Source organism: Bacillus sp. R45 (assembly GCF_021729365.1).
Lineage (GTDB): Bacteria > Bacillota > Bacilli > Bacillales > Bacillaceae > Bacillus > Bacillus velezensis.
In genome coordinates, this window is sequence record NZ_CP091421.1 from 3,233,459 (window position 1) to 3,251,054 (window position 17,596).

At 47.7% G+C, this 17,596-nt stretch carries 20 protein-coding genes; 5 read left to right on the forward strand and 15 right to left on the reverse strand.

Annotated elements, in window-relative coordinates; all coding sequences use genetic code 11:
- The first annotated feature begins 3 nt into the window (after positions 1-3).
- Complete coding sequence (locus L3V45_RS15995) at positions 4-435, forward strand: helix-turn-helix domain-containing protein (protein WP_003151674.1); 432 nt, start codon at positions 4-6, stop codon at positions 433-435.
- An 81-nt stretch (positions 436-516) separates the two neighbouring features.
- Entirely contained in the window at positions 517-834 is a 318-nt protein-coding gene (locus L3V45_RS16000; protein ID WP_003151672.1) for a catDE operon transcriptional regulator CatR, read from the forward strand.
- 84 nt (positions 835-918) lie between these two features.
- On the opposite strand, the gene L3V45_RS16005 is transcribed toward L3V45_RS16000, so the two are convergent.
- The 9 genes from L3V45_RS16005 to L3V45_RS16045 form a co-directional block, all read right to left on the reverse strand.
- Positions 919-2,322 (reverse strand): sensor histidine kinase, encoded by a 1,404-nt coding sequence (locus L3V45_RS16005; protein WP_236837086.1) that lies wholly within the window; start codon positions 2,320-2,322, stop codon positions 919-921.
- Positions 2,313-2,975: a response regulator transcription factor gene (locus L3V45_RS16010; protein WP_209387589.1), complete on the reverse strand. Its 663-nt coding sequence runs from the start codon at positions 2,973-2,975 to the stop codon at positions 2,313-2,315. The genes L3V45_RS16005 and L3V45_RS16010 overlap by 10 nt, the downstream gene beginning before the upstream one ends.
- A 21-nt stretch (positions 2,976-2,996) precedes the next feature.
- Positions 2,997-3,767, reverse strand: a complete 771-nt coding sequence (locus tag L3V45_RS16015; protein ID WP_236837087.1) for a lantibiotic immunity ABC transporter MutG family permease subunit — start codon at positions 3,765-3,767, stop codon at positions 2,997-2,999.
- Positions 3,764-4,498: a lantibiotic immunity ABC transporter MutE/EpiE family permease subunit gene (locus tag L3V45_RS16020; RefSeq protein WP_069448989.1), complete on the reverse strand. Its 735-nt coding sequence runs from the start codon at positions 4,496-4,498 to the stop codon at positions 3,764-3,766. Before L3V45_RS16020 ends, L3V45_RS16015 begins: the two co-directional genes overlap by 4 nt.
- Complete coding sequence (locus tag L3V45_RS16025) at positions 4,495-5,208, reverse strand: lantibiotic protection ABC transporter ATP-binding protein (protein WP_003151665.1); 714 nt, start codon at positions 5,206-5,208, stop codon at positions 4,495-4,497. The genes L3V45_RS16020 and L3V45_RS16025 overlap by 4 nt, the downstream gene beginning before the upstream one ends.
- Positions 5,209-5,318: 110 nt before the next feature.
- Positions 5,319-5,996, reverse strand: coding sequence for an ABC transporter permease (locus tag L3V45_RS16030; protein WP_007613829.1), 678 nt, complete (start codon positions 5,994-5,996; stop codon positions 5,319-5,321).
- 18 nt (positions 5,997-6,014) lie between these two features.
- On the reverse strand, positions 6,015-6,932 hold the full coding sequence (locus L3V45_RS16035; protein ID WP_015387699.1) for an osmoprotectant ABC transporter substrate-binding protein: 918 nt from the start codon (positions 6,930-6,932) through the stop codon (positions 6,015-6,017).
- A gap of 14 nt (positions 6,933-6,946) precedes the next feature.
- Positions 6,947-7,600 carry an ABC transporter permease gene (locus L3V45_RS16040; RefSeq protein WP_003151662.1) on the reverse strand — a complete coding sequence of 218 codons (654 nt, stop codon included), beginning with the start codon at positions 7,598-7,600 and terminating at the stop codon, positions 6,947-6,949.
- Between the two features lie 16 nt (positions 7,601-7,616).
- On the reverse strand, positions 7,617-8,762 hold the full coding sequence (locus L3V45_RS16045; protein WP_003151661.1) for a betaine/proline/choline family ABC transporter ATP-binding protein: 1,146 nt from the start codon (positions 8,760-8,762) through the stop codon (positions 7,617-7,619).
- A 285-nt stretch (positions 8,763-9,047) separates the two neighbouring features.
- On the opposite strand from L3V45_RS16045, the gene L3V45_RS16050 reads away from it, so the two are divergent.
- Positions 9,048-9,581: a GbsR/MarR family transcriptional regulator gene (locus L3V45_RS16050; RefSeq protein ID WP_003151660.1), complete on the forward strand. Its 534-nt coding sequence runs from the start codon at positions 9,048-9,050 to the stop codon at positions 9,579-9,581.
- Between the two features lie 33 nt (positions 9,582-9,614).
- On the opposite strand, the gene opuCD is transcribed toward L3V45_RS16050, so the two are convergent.
- From opuCD to opuCA, 4 genes are read right to left on the reverse strand one after another with little or no spacing between them, the layout of a single operon-like run.
- Positions 9,615-10,289 (reverse strand): glycine betaine/carnitine/choline/choline sulfate ABC transporter permease OpuCD, encoded by a 675-nt coding sequence (opuCD, locus tag L3V45_RS16055; protein WP_003151658.1) that lies wholly within the window; start codon positions 10,287-10,289, stop codon positions 9,615-9,617.
- Positions 10,290-10,306: 17 nt separating this feature from the next.
- The gene (gene opuCC / locus L3V45_RS16060) at positions 10,307-11,200 is read right to left on the reverse strand and encodes an osmoprotectant ABC transporter substrate-binding lipoprotein OpuCC (RefSeq protein ID WP_088005516.1); all 894 of its coding nucleotides are present in this window, start codon (positions 11,198-11,200) and stop codon (positions 10,307-10,309) included.
- Positions 11,201-11,237: 37 nt separating this feature from the next.
- Positions 11,238-11,891, reverse strand: a complete 654-nt coding sequence (locus L3V45_RS16065) for an ABC transporter permease (protein WP_003151654.1) — start codon at positions 11,889-11,891, stop codon at positions 11,238-11,240.
- 20 nt (positions 11,892-11,911) lie between these two features.
- Positions 11,912-13,051, reverse strand: coding sequence for an osmoprotectant ABC transporter ATP-binding protein OpuCA (gene opuCA, locus L3V45_RS16070; protein WP_003151651.1), 1,140 nt, complete (start codon positions 13,049-13,051; stop codon positions 11,912-11,914).
- A gap of 260 nt (positions 13,052-13,311) precedes the next feature.
- Here opuCA and L3V45_RS16075 point away from each other — a divergent pair, with 260 nt between their 5' ends.
- A complete protein-coding gene (locus L3V45_RS16075) occupies positions 13,312-13,869 on the forward strand; it encodes a GbsR/MarR family transcriptional regulator (protein ID WP_003151649.1) in 558 nt (185 codons plus the stop codon).
- A 20-nt stretch (positions 13,870-13,889) separates the two neighbouring features.
- Here L3V45_RS16075 and L3V45_RS16080 read toward each other — a convergent pair whose 3' ends face one another.
- On the reverse strand, positions 13,890-14,522 hold the full coding sequence (locus L3V45_RS16080; RefSeq protein ID WP_003151647.1) for an NAAT family transporter: 633 nt from the start codon (positions 14,520-14,522) through the stop codon (positions 13,890-13,892).
- A 440-nt stretch (positions 14,523-14,962) separates the two neighbouring features.
- Here L3V45_RS16080 and L3V45_RS16085 point away from each other — a divergent pair, with 440 nt between their 5' ends.
- Positions 14,963-15,673 carry a hypothetical protein gene (locus L3V45_RS16085; protein WP_015387695.1) on the forward strand — a complete coding sequence of 237 codons (711 nt, stop codon included), beginning with the start codon at positions 14,963-14,965 and terminating at the stop codon, positions 15,671-15,673.
- Between the two features lie 40 nt (positions 15,674-15,713).
- Here the strand turns inward: L3V45_RS16085 and L3V45_RS16090 are convergent, their stop codons facing one another.
- Positions 15,714-17,504, reverse strand: a complete 1,791-nt coding sequence (locus L3V45_RS16090; protein WP_236837089.1) for a zinc ribbon domain-containing protein — start codon at positions 17,502-17,504, stop codon at positions 15,714-15,716.
- Between the last annotated feature and the right edge of the window lie 92 nt (positions 17,505-17,596).

Here is a 17,596-nt window from a genome sequence, read left to right on the forward strand (position 1 = left end):
TTATTGAACACATTCGGAAAGCAATTAAGAGAGCTGCGCCGCGCCCGGAAGCTTACCGTCAATCAGCTTGCCGTCTATTCCGGCGTCAGCTCGGCGACCATTTCCAGAATTGAAAACGGGCACCGCGGCATTCCTAAACCCGCGACCATCAGAAAATTGGCGGACACATTAAAAATCCCGTACGAGGAGTTAATGGCGCGGGCCGGACACATCAAGGCATTTCAGGAGGAAATCCGTGAAACCTCCGAAAGCTATCAATCCATCTGCGCCATCTATCAGACCGCCGTTGACAGAGGCGCGGAGCATCTGCCGCTGTTTGACAGCAAAAAGTGGCAGCACTTCACAAAAGAAGATATTGAAAGCGTCAGCAAATACTTTGATTTTATTGCGGCTGAAGCGAAAAAACGCTCCCCGGATTCCTCATCCTCTTTTTGATCCTCTCCTCAACTTAACAAGCGCCAGACGTACGTTCCCTCCGATTTTGCGGTATAATAGCAGAAGACGAGGTGAAAAAGCATGAACCAATCAGAAATGTGCCCCAGATTCGAAAAAGCGGTCGACATCCTAAGTAAACGCTGGGTGGCTCTAATCGTCTTTCAGTTATTGAACGGACAGCAGCGATTTAGCGAAATTGAAGCGGCGCTTCCGAATTTAAGCGGAAGAGTCTTGTCAGAACGTCTGAAAGAACTTGAAACAGAAGGTGTCATCAAACGGGATGTTATCCCCGAAACGCCTGTCCGCATTGAGTATTCTTTAACGGAAAAAGGCTGCGCATTAGCCCCTATTTTAGAGGAAATTTCCAAGTGGTCTTCAACATGGATTGATCCTTCCTGATAAACTCTTTTCCGCATAAGCGGCTGATCTCTCAAACGGACAGCCGTTTTTATTTTTGCTTTTCTTATACAGAAAAACAAGCCCTCAGGCGTGCAGGGCTTGTTTTTGTCTGACGCCTTCCAGCGGAATTCGAATCTCCGCCCGGGCTCCTCCAGACTCCTGATTTTCAAGTATTAATTCGCCGTGATGAAGATGTACGACGTGATGGGCGAATGTAAGCCCCATGCCGTGATGCCCCGCCGAATGTCTGCTTTTATCCTCCGTGTAAAAAAGCTGTGTCGCTCTTTTCAGCGCCTCCGGCGAGAACCCGCTTCCGCTGTCGGATACGGCAAGCTGGAGGGCGGAATCGGTGCACAGGACGTCCACACGGATTTCCCCTCCTTCCGGCGTATAGTCGACGGCATTTGCCGCGATATTCATGACCGCCCTGTGGAGCAGCTCATGATCGATCGGCGCTTCTATTCGGTCAATTCCCCGCTCGCTGAGGACGAGATCAATCTGCTTCGGCCCCGCAAGCGCCGCCGCGTCACGATATATGTTTTGAATCCACTCTTTGAGGTCGGTATATTCGACATGAACGGCAACTGCCTCCTCTGCTTTGGAAAGCTGGATCAGCTGTCCGACATAATGCTCGATTTTGTTTCCGGCATCCAGGATATACTGCGCATATTCCGCCTGCTCCTCATCAGGCTCTGTTAACTGAAGCAGCTCGGCATTTCCTTTAATGATCGTTGCCGGAATTTTAATATCATGCGCAAGCGCGCCGATCTGTTCTTTCTTTATCCGCTCCGCCTCCCACTGCGCCGCCAGAGATGCCTGAAGCGCGTCTTTCATTTTCAGCAGAGAGTCAATGACATCGTCAAATTCTTTTATACGCGACCTTTTTGGATTGATATTTAAATTCTGTTTTTGAATGCTTGCCGTAATGGAGCTGAGTGTGCTGAAATGCCGTCTCAGCTGATTGGCGAAACGCGTCGTCACGATAAAAACGGTCAAAAGAAGCAAAGTGATCAGAACCGTAAGACCCGTCCATTCATAATTCGGCAGATAGCGCCTTAACAGCGGCGACTGAAATTCCGACCTGAGTGAATATTGGAGAACGCCGTATTCATCTTTCCGATTTATCACCATGAATCCTTTTTGAGCATAATTAAAATACGGCTGATGCTGAATCTTTTTTCTGGCGTTGGCCGCATCTTGTTCCGTCATCGTTCCTTTTGTCATCCGCTTTGTTTTTTTATCAAAAACGGCGTATGTCATACCTGCGGGGATCATGTCTTCTGTTATCTTTTCCGCTGATTTCAGGCGGGGTTTGATCTGTTCCGCCTCATGCTCGCTGTAGTTTGCGGGCAGGATCGCTCCGGCATTCATGGCAATGGCATTTAAGGCGATGCATAATGCCGCCACCCCCATCGTGCTCAGACACAAAGTGATGGTAAATTTGACAAGCTCTTTGCGGATGCTGGATTTTCCTTTTGCTATTCCCATTTGTATCCGACACCCCACACCGTTTTGATCGGATCAGCCCCGTGTTCTTTACATTTTTTCCGGATGGTTCTGATAAACTCCGTAATGGTTGAATAGAGCGCATCGCCGTCCAAGCCGTACACTTCCTCGTAAATCTGCTCCCGTGAGAATGTTCTGTTTTTATGCTGTGCCAGAAATTCAACGATTTTATATTCGTTTTTCGTAAGAGGCAGTTTCCGGTCATCCATCCATACTTCTTTATTGTCAAAATCAAACATGAAGCCTGATATCAGCCGTTTCGTCTGATGCTTTTCCCGCCGTTCCCTTCTGACATGCGCGTTTACCCTTGCCATCAATTCCTGTACGCCGAACGGCTTTGTGATGTAATCATCAGCGCCTGTCATGAGGCCTTTCACAATGGATTCTTCGTCAGACTTTGCCGTTAAAAACAGGATCGGGCTGTCCACCAGCGGCCGAATCTGCCGGCAGAGTTCAATCCCGTCCGTTCCGGGCATCATGACATCAAGAAGAATCAAATCATAGCCTTGAAAAAAATCCAATGACTGATCTTCCGCTTTTTCGAGAATCGTTACTGTATGCTGATCACGCTGTAAAATGTTTCTGATCAGAACGAGAATATCTTTTTCATCATCAATTGCTAAAATGTTTGCCACCGGCCGAATCGCTCCTTGCCTTTATTCATATGAACGCCGCCCTTCCCATCTTCTGCACCAATAGAGGCCGGCCAGACATAATATCACTATAGAAAAATATAACATTATTTCTCCGAATCTCATATCGTATCTTACATAAGGGAGGAACTCTTTTTTGACTTTGTCAAAATGCAGCAGTCCTGCAAGGCCTGAAAGCCTCACGCTCCATGCCCACGGAAAAAAACGCCAGATGATATCGCCAAGTCCCGTATTCATGAGCGCCGCCATTAATAATCCCGCACCCCCTAAAAGCCCGGACGGTCCCATGCCGTACTTTATGCCGACAAAAAAAGACATCATATAAAGCGGAATACTGCCGGCAATCAGCCACGCCCCTCCTTTTAAAAAGAGAAGATACGGGAGATCATTGATGTGAAGAACAAATTTCAACCCCGCCAAATAAAGACAGATGGCGAGACCAACCGATAACACATTCAATAGGAGCAGCAGAAGCAGCTTGCCCGCAAAACTGACGATTTTAGAATACGGAACCGTCAGCATCATCTGAAAATGGCCCGCCTGTTCCTCGACAGAGGCAGACATGCCGCAGACAATACTGATGATCAGAGGGTATAAAACGGCAATCGCGCTGAAAAAGACGCTGTACAGCATATAAGACTCCTGAACCCTTCCATACATATATAACAGGAAAAATCCCGCGCATAAAACCGGCGCCGCAGCATGCATCCATATGAGCGGCGTGCGCTTCATTTTTAATACATCGGCCCACATATATCGTAAAAGCACGGTCATGACCGGTTTCCTCCTTTTGAAAATGACACTGCGGAAACAAAACTTATTGCGATAAAAGAAAGAATAGAAAGAATAATAGCCGGAATGATCACGTTTCCGTTTAATAAGCCGCTGTTTGCGGGAAGCGGAATTCCGTTCGGGTGGATTCCGAGAATCGGTGACATCAGCCGGACTGACCAGCTCCACGGACTCAGCCACCACAATGAACCGGACGCCGGCACAATGCCTAAAACAAAGGCGGCGATCATATTGATGAGAATGACTGCCGTAAATCCGAACTGTCTGGCAATCCATAAGCACAATGGGATTTCCCAAAGCGTCGTCAGCCACAAAAGGGAGCTTGCTTCAATACCTTTCAGCTGAACCGCAGCAATTGCCGGAAACACAAGGCCAAGCAAAAACACGATGACTAAAAAGACGATTTGCGACAGGAGTGAATACAGCGCGATCAAACTTATTTTTGAGAACCATATGCTTTTTAAATCTGCCGGCAATGAGTACACCGCGCGGTCATTCGCTGATTTTTTCTCTTTTTTAACAGATAAACCGCACATTAGAGCAATCATGAGCGGCATGAAAATAACCGCCCACCAATTGAACGTGCCCGTCATAAAATAAGCCGTATTCAGCAGAAAAGAAAAAGCCGTGTTCAGAAGCGGGATAAGAATGATCAGCTTTCTGATAAATGTTCTTTTAGATGTAAGGTGTTCCGCCTGCATGTACTGAATCATTTTCCTGTCCCCGCTTTCTCCCGTGTTGATTTGACAACCTCCAGAAACAGCCGCTCCAGATCGTCTTCCCGGCTGATTTCTCCCTGATATCCTAAAACGCCGTCACTGATGATTCCGATATGGTCTGCGATCTGCTCGACTTCTGATAACAGGTGGCTTGATAAAATAACCGTCATTCCCTGTCCGGGCAGGGAGCGGATAAATTCCCGCAAATCCTGAATCCCCATCGGGTCCAATCCGTTTGTCGGCTCATCAAGAATTAAGAGCGACGGACGGTTTAATAATGCTAACGCAATGCCGAGACGCTGTTTCATTCCCATGGAAAATTGTCCGGCGCGCTTTTTTCCGGTTCCCGTTAATCCCGTGATTTCCAGCACTTCCGCAATTCTTGAATCAGGCAGTCCGAGCATCACGCAGCGGACTTTCAGATTTTCAGCGGCTGTCAGGTTGCTGTAAAGCGGCGGCGCTTCAATCAGGGAACCGATGCTTTTCAAATCTTCGCGCTTCCATGTATGTCCGTCGAACAGAACCTCGCCGGATGTTTGCTGCAGCATGCCGGTCAATATTTTGAGAGTCGTCGATTTTCCCGCGCCGTTCGGACCGAGCAGGCCGTATATACTGTTGCGTTTAACCGATAGAGACACATCAGCCACTGCCTGTTGTCTGCCGAATGATTTTTGCAGCTGTCTCGTTTCTATGATGTTGCTCATATGATTACCCCTCTGCTTTGTTATTTGATATGTAAGACTTTACAGCGCAGTTATCAAAATTTAATCAAGAAATCAAAAAAAGCATCCTTCACGCGGAAGAATGCTTTTTTTCATGAGGCTGAGCGTACGATCAGCTTTCTTTTTTGTTTTTTCACAGGGCTGAGGGCTCGTTCCAGCCACGCCATCAGCAGGTCTGCGGCCACCGCCATCAGCGCGGTCGGAATGGCGCCCGCCAGAATAATGGCGGTTCCGTTTGTCGCGTTCGAGCCTCTGACGATCATATCCCCGAGACCGCCTGCGCCGACGAAAGTGCCGATCGCCGTGATGCCGATGGCAATGACGAGCGCCGTTCGGAGACCCGCCATAATGACGGAAAGCGCAAGCGGCAGCTCCACCATACGAAGGATTTGATATTTCGTCATGCCCATCGCTTTTCCCGACTCGAGATAAGCGTGCTCGATATTGATAATGCCCGTGTGCGTATTTCTGAGAATCGGCAGCAGTGAATACAAAAACAAAGCCGTGATGACCGTATTGGCGCCGAGCCCCATGACAAGCATCAGGACGGCGAGCATCGCAAGCGCCGGAACGGTTTGAATCACGTTCGCCACAGCAAACACCCAGCCGGCGAGACGCCCGTGCCTGGCTGTCACAATTCCGGCCGGAATGGCGAAAACGGCGGCGAAAACGACGCCGTACGCCGACATGAGAAAGTGCCGCCAGCACTCATACAGAACATAGCTGCCGTTTTGAGCGTAATACGTAAACAGCTCTTTCATCGTGTCCATCCGCACATCTCCTTTCCGTTATTCAAAGTAATGATGTTTTTCTAAATATTCCTTGGCCACGACGGACGGCTCTTTTAATCGGCCGTCAACTTCGTAATTCATTTTCTGCATCATCTTTGTATCAATCGCGCCGATCATTTTATTGATCACGCCCTCCAGTTCGGGATGCTCTTTTAATACATGATCCGGAACGACGGGTGAACAGTCATACGGAGGAAAGAACCGCTTATCATCCTTCAGCGTTTTCAGTCCGTAAGCGATGATTCTTCCGTCGGTGGAATAAGCGAGCGCGATATCCATCTTTCTGCTTTTCAGCGCGTCGTATACGAGGCCGATCTGCATTGGATACGTGCCTTCAAATGACATTCCGTATGTTTTCATAAAATCCTGATATCCGTTGCCTCTCAGCTTCATCCAATAGTTATCTACGCCGAATTTCAGATGGGATGCTTCTTTTTTGACATCGGATACCGTTTCTAAATGGTACTTGCTGGCAAGCTGTCCGGAAACGGTAAAGACGTATGTATTATCAAAGCCGTAAGAATCAAACCATTTCATGTCATATCTGTTTTGAAATTCACGCTGAACGAGCCGCAGCGCTTTGTCCGGGTCTTTTTCCGGCTCCATGCGAAGCGTCCCGGTCAGCGCGTCTCCTGTATAGCGCGTCGCGGCGATATCAATATCACCGTTGATCAAGGATTGCTGCTGTACGGCGTTGGAGCCGAGATTTTTAATAACGGATGTTTTCAACCCGCTGTGATGTTCGATCATCTGTCCGAGCATGCTTGCGATGATTTCCGATTCGGTCATGCTTTGCGCGCCGATTTTAATGGTGTCCTCCGATGCGGCGCTCAATCCCGGGAGCGAGCATCCGCCAAGGAGCAGCATGCCGAGACAGGCGATTGCGAGCAGCCGTTTTTTGCATCTATTCCCCATGTGAGACCTCCTCCTTATAAAGCGTCCTTTATGCTTTTCAGCCCGTCAGGCGTGACTTTCCGTTCTGTCACCCCCAGCATGTAATCGACGGCGGCCGCCAGCATCGTGACCGGAACGGCGCCTGCGATAATATACTCCGGCTGATAAAGGTTCAAGCCGATAAAAATGTAATCTCCCAGCCCGCCTCCGCCGATAAAGGAGGCGAGCGTCGCCCAGCCGATTAAATAAATCGAAGACGTCCTGATGCCCGCCATGATGACCGGGGCGGCAAGCGGGAGCTCTACAAGCCTGATCTGCTCCCATGCCGTCATGCCTATTCCTTTTCCCGATTCCAGAAGGTGCCGATTGACGCCGAGAATCCCCGTATACGTGTTTCTGAGAATCGGCAGCATGGAATAGAAAAACAGCGCCGCAACGGCCGGGACCTTTCCTACGCCTAAAAGCGGAATAAAAAACGCAAGAATGGCAAGGCTCGGCAAGGTTTGAATGATGTTGACGATGCCGATGACGGCGCCGGCTCCTCTTTTCATCCTCGTCAGCAGGACGCCGAGCGGAACGGCGGCGAGAATGCCCGCCATGACGGCGATTAATGAGATGTACAGATGCTCCCATGTTTTATAAAGCATCTCTCCTCCATTTGCCTGTAAAAATTGTACGGTCTGATTCATATCAATTGAAGCCTCCTCATGACATCACCGCGAGCTGATTCTCTTCTCCCCAGATGGAGTCATAGACGATGTCAACGAGGCTTGCCCTTGTCACGATTCCCGTTAGCCGGCCGTCCTCATCAAGGACCGGCACAAATTTCACGCCTCTTTTTAAAATTTTATGGACGGCGTCGCGAAGCAGAGTGCCGCTTCTGACCGTGTACAGATCCCGTTCAAGCACTTCCGCGACGGTTACCGCTTGTCTTCGTTTGCGGTCAATCATCTCCACATCGACATAACCTTGGAGAACGTTCTTTTCATCAATGACGAGCAGCGAATCCACCCGCTCGGCACGCATCAGATGAATGGCGGCTGACAGTGTTTTCTCAGGTGTTACCGTCACGGGATCGGGATTCATGATCTGCTCCACCCGTTCAATATCAGGGCTGGATGATTGAATCAGCCGTTCCTTGCCGATAAACTCCTCAACAAATTCATTCGCCGGAAATCTGAGAATCTCATCAGGCGTTCCGGCCTGGACGATTTCTCCCGCTTTCAGAATGACGATTCTGTCCGCAAGCTTGATGGCTTCGTCCATATCATGGGTAACAAATACGATGGTTTTATGTAAGGTTTTTTGCAGTTTTTTAAATTCTTCCTGAAGGGAATCTCTCGTAATCGGGTCAAGCGCCCCGAACGGTTCATCCATTAAGATAAGCGGCGGCTCTGCGGCAAGTGCCCGTAATACACCTATTCGCTGCTGCTGTCCTCCGCTCAGTTCATGAGGGTAACGGTCTAAATATTCAGGCCCCATATCAACGAGCTTTAAAAGCTCCCGCGCCCGTTCCTTCCGTTTTTCGGCAGAATGCTTTAAAAGCTTCGGAACGAGCGTAATGTTCTGCTGAATGGTCATATGCGGAAACAGCCCGATCTGCTGGATGACATAGCCGATGCTTCTTCTGAGTTCCACCGGGTCTTGTTCCATAATGTTTCGGCCCTCTATCAGGATTCTGCCTTCTGTCGGTTCAATTAAGCGGTTGATCATTTTCATCGTCGTCGTTTTGCCGCAGCCGCTCGGTCCGATAAAACAAATAAATTCGCCTTTGTCGATATTCAGGTTGATGCTGTTGACGGCTTTTTTCCCGCCTTTATACGTTTTCGAGACATTTTCTAATGTCAGCAAACACTCACACCTCCGATATTAAATTTGTTCAAATCGTTAAATTCAAATTTAACTTTTCAGACAATTGAACGTTTCCCATTATAAATTAAACTTTGTAAATTAAAAAGTTTACAATTTGTCCATATTATATATAAAGGTTGTGTAAGCACTGATTTACCCGTATTGACCGGCAAAGTTCTTCTTATTGCTCCGAATTACTGCCAAATTCTCTCGGAAGAGCATTTCCGCCGGTTTAAAAATGTGGTATATTGACATCGGAATTGCTGACTGAAAGGATTGAAACTGTTGGAGAAAGATCCGTTACACGTAATCGAACAAGCTGAAGATCATTTGATAGAACGAATCGCTGAAAATATGCATACATTCGGAATGCCCGCGACGGTGGGGCGCATTTTAGGCATTATTTATATGAACCGCAAGCCGATGACCTTAACTGAATTATCAGAAGCGACCGGCATGAGCAAAACGAGAATGAGCCAGGCGGTCCGTGAAATGCTTGACGTCAATCTGGCGGAAAAAGTGTTTGAAAAAGGCGTCCGCAAAGATTTATACGACGTCGAGCAGGATTATTACCAAACCTTTATTACGCTGTTTACGGCCACATGGAGCAAGGTCGTCAGCAAAAATAAGATGATGCATAAAAAACTGAACCGCGAACTGACGGCCGTCCTTGAAAACGGCGTGCCGGAAGAAGCTGAGGAAAAAATCAACGAACTGCTGAAAGAATTAAAGGATTGGCTTGATTACTACAACTGGATCAGCCGTCTGATCGAGTTTTTTGAAAGCGAAGAAATATTCAAGCATGTTCCGAAGCCATAAGAAAAAAACGCCCTGACCCGCAAGGCGTTTTTTTCATGCCGCATTCGGCGCTTTGGTTCGTTTTTTCTTTCTCACCGGACTCAGCGCCCGCTCCAGCCATGCCATCACAAGATCTGCGATAACGGCCATCAGCGCTGTCGGAATGGCGCCGGCTAAAATAATCGCTGTTCCGTTCGTGGCATTTGAGCCCCTGACAATGATGTCACCGAGTCCGCCCGCGCCGACAAACGTTCCGATTGCCGTAATGCCGATCGCGATGACAAGGGCCGTCCGCAGCCCCGCCATGATGACGGAAAGCGCAAGCGGCAGTTCCACCATGCGGAGCACCTGAAATTTGGTCATGCCCATCGCTTTTCCCGATTCAAGATAAGCGTGTTCAATGCTGGCGATTCCTGTGTACGTATTCCGGATGATCGGAAGAAGCGAATATAAAAACAGCGACAAAATCACCGTATTGGCGCCGAGCCCCATGACGAGCATCAGCACCGCAAGCATCGCGAGCGCCGGCACGGTCTGAATCACGTTTGTCACCGCGAATACCCAGCCGCTTAAAGTTCTGTACCTGGCAATGAAGATGCCGAGCGGGACCCCTACGATCGCCGCAAATAAAACGCCGTATACCGACATGAGAAAATGGCGGTAAAACTCCTGAAGCACATAGGCGCCGTTTTGAGAATAATAAGTGCCGAGCTGCTGCAGCACTTCCATTTGCCCCACCTCATTTCTTATTCAAAATAATGATGTTTCTCCAAAAATTCTTTAGCGACGACGGACGGTTCTTTCAGCTTGCCGTCCACCTCGTAATTCAATTCCTGCATCGTTTCCGTATCGATTTTGCCGATCAGTTTATTCACAATGCCCTTCAGTTCAGGATGCTGCTTCAGCACGCTGTCGGGAATGACCGGCGAACAGTCATACGGCGGGAAAAACTGCTTGTCGTCTTTTAAAATTTTCAGATCGTACGCTTTAATCCTTCCGTCCGTTGAATAAGCGAGGACGGCGTCCATTTTCCCGTTTTTCACGGCATCGTATACAAGTCCGATCTGCATCGGATAGGTTGTGCCGAATTCAAAACCGTACGTGTCGGTGAAGCCCTTATAGCCGTCGCCTTTTCTTTTCAGCCACGCATTGTCTACACCTAGCTTAAATTGATCCGCATGCTTCTTAATATCGGACACTTTGTCTAAATGATCTTTTTCCGCAAGCTCTTTCGTGACGGTAAAAGCGTATGTGTTCTCAAATCCGTAAGAATCAAACCATTTGTAATGGAAGCGCTTCTCAAATTCCTTCTGGACGATAGATAATGCTTTTTTCGGGTCTTTTTCCGCTTCCATGCCGAGGGTGCTCGTTAAATCCGTTCCCGAGTAGCGCGTCGCGGCGATATCGATTTCACCGCCGAGCATCGCCTGCTGCTGGACATAGTTCGATCCGAGGTTTTTAATTAATGCCGTATTCAAGTCTGTATTGTGCTCAATCATCTGTGCGAGCATATTGGCGATAATTTCTGATTCCGTCATGCTTTGCGCCCCGATTTTAATCGTATCATCGGAAGCCCCGCTCAGGCCGGGAAGGGAACAGCCGCCCAGAAGCAGAGCAGCTGACAGCGCCAGTGCGCACATCCATCTCTTTTGGTTTCTTTTCAAAACAGCCAACTCCTTATGATACTTCCTTCAGTCCTTTCAGCCCTTTCGGCGTCACCTTCCGTTCCGTCGCCGCCAGCAGATAATCAATGATAATGGCTAAAATGGTGACGGGCACGGCACCGCCGATAATATATTCAGGCTGATAGAGATTCAGGCCGATAAAAATATAGTCTCCGAGCCCGCCGCCCCCGATAAAGGAAGCAAGCGTCGCCCAGCCGATCAGATAAATGGTGGATGTGCGGATGCCCGCCATGATCACCGGAACCGCAAGCGGCAGTTCCACAAGCCTGATCTGCTCCCAGACCGTCATCCCGATGCCTTTTCCCGATTCCAACAGATTTTTGTTTACGCCTTGAATGCCGGTATACGTGTTTCGGAGAATCGGCAGCACCGAATAGAAAAACAGCGCGACGATCGCGGGCACCTTTCCCACGCCTAACAGCGGGATAAAAAACGCCAGTATCGCGAGACTCGGCAAGGTCTGCACAATGTTGACGGCGCCGATGACGGCGCCTGCGCCCTTTTTCATTCTCGTCAGCGCCACTCCGAGCGGAACGGCGACGACAATGCCTAATATGACGGCGATGATCGAAATGTATAAATGCTCCCACGTTTTATATAACAGTTCTCCGCCGTTCGTCTGCAAAAACTTGATCATTTCATTCATTGTAAGCGTTCCTCCCCTTGTCAGCCTGTCACCAGCTGGTCTTCCTCGCCCCAGATTGAATCGTAAACGATGTCGACAAGGCTCGCCCGCGTGACAATTCCGACTAAATGCCTTTGTTCATCAACGACGGGTACATATTTCATTCCGCGCTTTAAAATTTTGCGTACGGTATCACGCAGCAGTGTACCCTGCTCGACCGTATACAGATCAGAGCGGAGCACGTCGCCGACGAGGCTCGCTTTTTTCCGGTTCTGATCAATGATCTCGACATCGACATACCCTTGCAGCACATTCAGGTCATCAACGACAAGCAGGGAATCGACACGGTGCTCCCGCATCACTTGGATCGCCTGCGAAAGCGTTTTGTCCGCCGTAACGGTGACAGGCTTTTTGTTCATCATCTGCTCGACGCGCTCAATGTCCGGTCTTGATTGCAATAACCGTTCTTTGCCGATAAATTCTTCGACAAACTCATTAGCCGGATTCCGGAGAATGTCATCAGGAGTGCCGGCCTGAACGATCTCTCCCGCTTTTAAAATGACGATCCGGTCAGCCAGCTTAATCGCTTCATCCATATCGTGGGTTACAAACACAATCGTTTTATTCAATGTTCTTTGCAGTTTTTTGAATTCTTCCTGAAGGGAATCCCGTGTAATCGGGTCAAGCGCTCCGAACGGTTCATCCATAAGAATAAGAGGCGGTTCCGCCGCAAGGGCGCGCAGCACGCCGATTCTCTGCTGCTGTCCCCCGCTCAGCTCGTGAGGATAGCGGTCTAAATATTCCGGGCCCATATCGACGAGCTTCAAAAGCTCCCGCGCCCGTTCCTTCCGCTTTTGTTCCGGCCATTTCAGCAGTTTCGGCACGAGAGAAATGTTCTGCTGAATGGTCATATGAGGGAAAAGTCCGATCTGCTGAATGACGTAGCCGATTTTCCGTCTCAGCTCCACCGGGTCCTGCTCCATAATGTTTTCGCCATCGATAAAAATCTTTCCGGATGACGGCTCAATCAGTCTGTTAATCATTTTCATCGTCGTCGTTTTTCCGCAGCCGCTCGGCCCGATAAAACAAATAAACTCGCCTTTTTCGATATTTAAATCAATGCTGTTGACAGCTTTTTTTCCGCCTTTATAGACTTTCGATACATTTTCTAATCTCAGCAATCCGTGCACCTCCGAAGGGTTCCGTTATTTTTCTGAAAAGTATAATCTTTATTATAAGATGAAATTTGTAAAATAAAAAGTTTACAATGTGTTGAAATTATATACAATATACGTATTTTTTCATGTTATCCCGCTGACAATGCGGATGTTCTTACAATCGCTCCCGATAGCTCGCATATCCTGCCGCATCATCTTTTTCATCAACTGTAAAAAATATGATATATTGTCAGCATGAAAAGCCAGTGAAGGGATGATCAGCCGTGGAAAAAAACGCTCTTGATATCATCGGGCATGCTGAAGAGCATCTCATTGAGAGAATCGCCGAGAATATGCATACATTCGGAATGCCGGCCACACTTGGTCGTGTGCTCGGTATTATTTATATGAACCGCAAGCCGATGACGTTAAATGAGCTGTCAGAGGCAACCGGGATGAGCAAAACGAGGATGAGCCAGGTGGTCCGTGAAATGACTGATGCCAATCTGGCGGAAAAAGTGTTTGAAAAAGGCGTTCGCAAAGACCTTTACGACGTGGAGCGTGATTATTACCAGACGTTTATCTCCCTGTTTACGGCAAATTGGACAAAGGCGGTCAGCAAAAACAAAATGCTCTATAAAAAGCTGAACCGCGAGCTGACTGAGCTTCTGGAATCGGAAAATCTCAGTCCCGATATTGAAGAAAAAGCCCGTCAGCTTTTGGATGAACTGACGGATTGGCTCCATTATTATGACTGGCTGAGCCGTTTGATAGAATTTTTTGAGAGTGAAGAAGTGTTTCAGCATGTGCCGAAAATAGAAAAAAGCAGCCCCCGAAGATAACCGGGCGCTGCTTTTTTAAGTCAGGAAACCAATATCGGGAACATGCCTTTCAGACCGGCGCCGATCATGCCGATCGCCACCACCGCCAAAATCAGCCCCATCAGTCGGGTAATGACGTTCATTTCGGTTTTCCCGAGCTTATTGCTGATGAAAGAAGAATAGTGAAAGAAGATGAACGTCATCGCGATGACGGCCGCAATGCCGATAAGCACGCTGATGTAATGGATGATGCCGCCATGGCCGGCCGACAGACTCATCACCGTCGCGATCGTACCGGGTCCGGCGATAATCGGAATCGACAAAGGCGTCACGGATATATCGGCTTTCTCCTTGCTCTCCCCTTTCTCTTCATGATGGAGAGACTGTACATGAGATTTCTTCGCGTTCAGAAGATTATAAGCGATGCCGAAAATAAAAATGCCGCCCGCGATACGCAAGGCATGAATGTTAATGTCGAACAGTTTAAAGATCAGATGGCCGAAAATTAAAAAAGCAGCCAAGATGATAAACGACAGCACGGAAGCCTTGCGTGCGATCGCTGTCCGTTCTTTCTCCGGGTATCCTTCCGTCAGTGAAAGAAAAATCGGCACGTTTCCGATGGGATTGGAGACTGCAAACAGTGAAATGAAGACATGAATGATGAATGAAAACATGCGTACCTCCTTATGACTTGCCGTTATTGAGTTATGTTTTGTTCTCCGCTGTTTCTTATGCATGATTTTTACCCCGGGGTCTGCTTTTTATAACCTCAGCCGGACGATCCGGAAAACAGAAAAAAACCGTCCTTGTAAGGACGGTTTTTTTCTGTTTGCTATCTCCATAAGCCTTTTCCGAATTTCAACAGCCGATAAAGCATTTTCAATTTTTTTAGCATGCGTTAATTTCCTTTTTCACTCTGAATCAATGCGCCGAGAGACATGATATCTATCAGCTCCAATAAAATTCTACCATAATGGGTACTTTTTCTCTATTATCAATTCATAGAGAAGGTGATTTATATATCTTTAGAAAACTCCGTTACATCCGTCCTATTTTCTTTTATAATGTAAATATTGAACAAAATCCCTATATTACTTGTAAAAGGAGTTTTAGAATGTATTGTTCTCAATGCGGCCATCATACTGATGGCGGAAAATTTTGTGAAAAATGCGGTGCGCCCCAGCCCGGGCAGGGAGGCGCAGGCCAAACACAGGGTCAGGCCGCTCAGGCCGGCGCCGCGGCTAAGCAGGCTTCAAAGCAATTTGCCTTATTCGTGCTTGATGTGTTAAAGAGACCGTATCAAACATGTAAAACGACAGGCGGGGAACAGCTTGTCAGCAGCATCATCAACATGGTGCTTTTCTGCCTGGTGACGCCGATTATGTTTTATATTCTCTTATCAGACGGCTTTCGTGACGTCAGTTTTACCGCGGTTGTGATCAAACCGGCGCTTACCTTTGCATTATGCGTTTTCTGCCTGTATCTCTTGATTTTTATCGCTTTGAAGGCCGGCGGCGCGCAGGTGTCATTTAAAGATTCGCTGTCCAGATTCGGAGCATTTTTGATTCCGTTTACAGCTATTTTGCTTCTTGCCCTCATTTTTATGCTGCTTCATACAACCGTTTGCTTTACCATTCTGGCTGTCGGTCTTTTAGGAGCGGCGTTTGCCGTGCCTCCGCTCATGCTGGCGAGCTATCAGCATCAGCTCACTGCTAAGGCGGATATCATTTATTCTGTTATCGTCATCTATTTGATCATTTGCGTAACGTTTCAATTCACGATCAAGCATTATATGAAAGAACTCATGAATTATTTCTTCTTTTAAAAACGGAAACCCCCGCCGCCTGATTGGCGCGGGGGTTTTTTTATTGAATGGATGTTAAATAAATTCTTCCGTCTTTGACAACGCCGCCATACGTCCAATTGTATGTTCTGAGCTTCGGACTGCCGCCGGCTTTCGTAATATAAAACTCCTCGTACGTATGAATCGTCAGATGAGAGCCTTTCTGTGAAAAGCTTTTGACATTCACTTTATTAAATACTTCAGTCGTCCCCTCGCTGTACAGTTTTTTGACCAGTTTCTGCTGATCAGCATACAAAGGGCTTCCCTCTTCTAAATTGCCCGCCATGATGGCAAAATTGTTAAGGCTGACGGCGCTTGATTGATTTGTCAGGTAATCAGTCATAAACGATGTGACTTGCTCGTTTGTCACGCTGCCTGAAGCTGTATTTCCTTTGGAAGATGCCCATGCGGATGTATAGGTTTTCGGCTGGTCGTTTTTTATTTTTTTTACATTTGTCCCAGAAGAATCTGAGGCTGGATCAGCTTTTTCAAAAACCCATTTTTTATGTTTTGTATCATATGAGAGTACATAATGAAAGCTCGGCTCAGCCTCTTCCATATCAGGCTTCGTATTCCCGTCGAAATAAGCAGACTCATGAAGCTCTTTACCCGTAACAGTTACTTGCCAGCGGCCGTTCTCTTGAGAAATCGCAAATGAATCCAGATCAAAGCTTGTCTCTTTATACTGATCTTTCAAAAAGGTGCCGGAACTCTTCATGCCGGATACCACTTCTTTCGTCTGCTCTTTCCAGGCGGAACCAGCCTCGGTCATCTGATCGGTATTTCCGTCTGCCATCGCTTTTGTATACTGCTTCGTTGTTTTGACAATCGTGTCCATGATTGTTTGTTGTGTATCTTGATCCGGGATAAGCGTTAATTCCATATCAGTACCGTTGATCGGAACATCGGCAGTTTTCATTTTTCCCCAAGGAAAATCAGCCTCCACGGCGGCTGTCATGGAACCGTCAGTTAAGAGCGGACCGTATGTAACGGATGTAAACGGATCTTTATGGACGGACTTGCCGTTTATCAGCAGATCGCCTTTCGCGCTTTTGAAGCTGTCTGCCGGAGTGAACGTCACATCCTCGGCGTCTAACGGCAGATCAAAATCAACATTCCGGCTGCCGGCCGCCTCTGCCTCTTGCTTTTTGACAACGTCAACCGTGTCATTTTTAAGCTTGGCTTCCGCCGTGTAGACACCGGGTGCATACGGGCCGAAGATTTGGGTTTCATCGGCTTTTTTGACCGTCCCTGTTTTCTCGCTGTTGATATAAAGATCGGCGCCTTTATAATTGCTGGTGACGCGGAAATAAACCGGATCGACTTTCAGTTCGTAATGGTCAAACAAAAGAAGGGTTTTACCCTCTTTTTTGACGTATACCGCATCTTTTTCTGATGAATTGCCGCGAAGCGTTTCCAGCAGTTCATCGTGTTTCTTTGCGTATGCAAGGAGCGGTTTGACATTGGTCTCATTCAGCTTCAGTTTTTTGTCTGAAGGAGTGAGCAGGGCTGAGAGCTTTTTCGTGTCCCCGTCATGAACCGCCTGTTCGAATTGATCCGTGAGCCTTTTTTCAGATGTCAGCCAGGCTCCGGTTTTATATGCGGCAATCAATAAGATCAGCGCTGCGGCTATGCCGCCCCATATGAAGAGCGTTTTTTTAGGGATCGGCTTTCTCATTTGTGAAGCAGGTTCAGCCGCTCTTACAGCCGCCTGCCGTTCAAGCCGGCTTCCTTTCCCGATCGGTTTTCCGCATTCTTTACAGAAATGCGCCTCTTCGTTGTTCTGTCGGCCGCAATACTTACAAAAAAACATGACTTTCCTCCTATTCAATCTGCAAAACTTGTATAACTTTTCCTATGTTTCATATTTTATAATAAAGTAGAATGATTTTGGAGTTATTTTGA